Annotated in this window: 1 protein-coding gene; it reads right to left on the bottom strand. The window is 67.2% G+C overall.

The genetic code is table 11. The features are described 5' to 3' along the window. Nucleotides 1–18: 18 nt before the first annotated feature. Nucleotides 19–1,368, bottom strand: coding sequence for an IS30 family transposase (locus SSP29_RS00005; RefSeq protein ID WP_438363768.1), 1,350 nt, complete (start codon nt 1,366–1,368; stop codon nt 19–21). Between the last annotated feature and the right edge of the window lie 131 nt (nt 1,369–1,499).

Below are 1,499 nucleotides of genomic sequence, written 5' to 3'. Positions count from 1 at the left end.
GACGTGTATTGGGCGAGTTCAATCGGTTGATGCAACACCGGCTTGTTGAACCGAGCGTAGTTGCTCTCCGAAGACTTCTGCGGGCGTCTTCCAGCCGAGGACCTTGCGGGGCCGGTTGTTGAGCGCGTGAGCGACAGCCTCGATGTCCTCGGCGGACCATCTCGCCAGGTCCGTGCCTTTGGGAAAGTATTGCCGCAGCAGACCGTTGGTGTTCTCGTTCGTCGGCCGCTGCCACGGCGAGTGAGGGTCAGCGAAGAACACCCTGGTCCCGGTCTCCAACGCAAACAGCGCGTGGCCCGAAAGCTCCTTGCCGCGGTCCCACGTCAGGGTCTTGCGCAACTGGTCGGGCAACTTGGCCATCGATGCCGTCAGCGCGGCGTTCATCGCGGCGGCTCCATAGCCGCCGAGCGAGGGCCCGTTCTTGACGTACGGCTTCTCACCCCAGCCCTCCATCCGGGGAAGGTGAACCAGGAGCGTCGAGCGACTGCTGCGCTCAACGAGCGTGCCGATCGCGGACCTGCCCGTCCCGATGATCAGGTCGCCCTCCCAATGGCCAGGGACGGCGCGGTCCTCAGCCTCTGCGGGACGCTCACTCAGGACGACGTCGGCTGTGACATGCCCCTGGGGCTTGTTCCGTGAACGGGCCCGCGGCTCCCGTAGCGCGCGTCCTGTACGCAGACACGCAACGAGTTCGCGCTTCAGCGCACCACGTCCCTCGATGAACAGCGACTGGTAGATCGCCTCGTGGCTGATGCGCATGGACTCATCATGAGGGAACTCAACCTTCAGCCGCTGCGCGATCTGCTCAGGGCTCCAGGCTGTCGACCAGCGCCGGTCCTGGCGGTGCGGCTTGTTCAACCCCTTCCAACGCGGCGTCGCTGGACCCGAAACGATCGTGCCGTCAGGCCGACGGACGTGGCCGGCGAGCCGGTCCTGCACGTACTCACGCAACCGCTCGTTGTGCACTAGCTTCGCCGTCTTCCGACGCTTCGCGGCCTGCTGCGCCTTCCACTGCGCCACCACGGCGCGGTAGACCGGCTTGCCGCCCCGGGTCGCGGCGTTGCGCCGCAGCTCACGCGAAACGGTCCCCGGATCACGACCGATCGCGCGGGCGATCTCGCGCACGCCCTTGTCCTGAGCTTTGAGCAGCGCGATCTCCTCACGCTCGGCAAACGACAAGTACCGGCCAGTAGGCTCGTCCAGACTCAGCGGCGCCATCCCGCCAGCGTGTCGAAACCACCGGATCCCGACCGGCGCCGACACGCCCATGCCCTTCGCGGCTTGAACCGTCGTGATGCCCGTCGCGATCAGGCGCCAGAACTCCCGCTGCGCAGCTCGCGACGGCTCGGGGCGGCCCGGCGAACGCATCGGCGCCCGCATCGCCCTATCCGCGGCCCACTGCCGTCGCGCGCCCGCCGGCGCCTCACGCAGCTGCTTGCGTGGTCGTCCCATTGCACACCACCGTGATCAAGGTGTTGCGACGACCGATTGAATCCGCC

This window comes from Streptomyces hyaluromycini, assembly GCF_002217755.1.
GTDB classification, from domain to species: Bacteria; Actinomycetota; Actinomycetes; order Streptomycetales; family Streptomycetaceae; genus Streptomyces; species Streptomyces hyaluromycini.
The sequence above is the reverse complement of the archived record's forward strand: the minus strand, read 5'-3'. Positions and strand labels throughout refer to the sequence as shown.

Coding starts and splice junctions, on each gene's coding strand:
- SSP29_RS00005 (WP_438363768.1), bottom strand. CDS start 1,368: ATGCGTTCGCCGGGCCGCCCCGAGCCGTCGCGAGCTGCGCAGCGGGAG.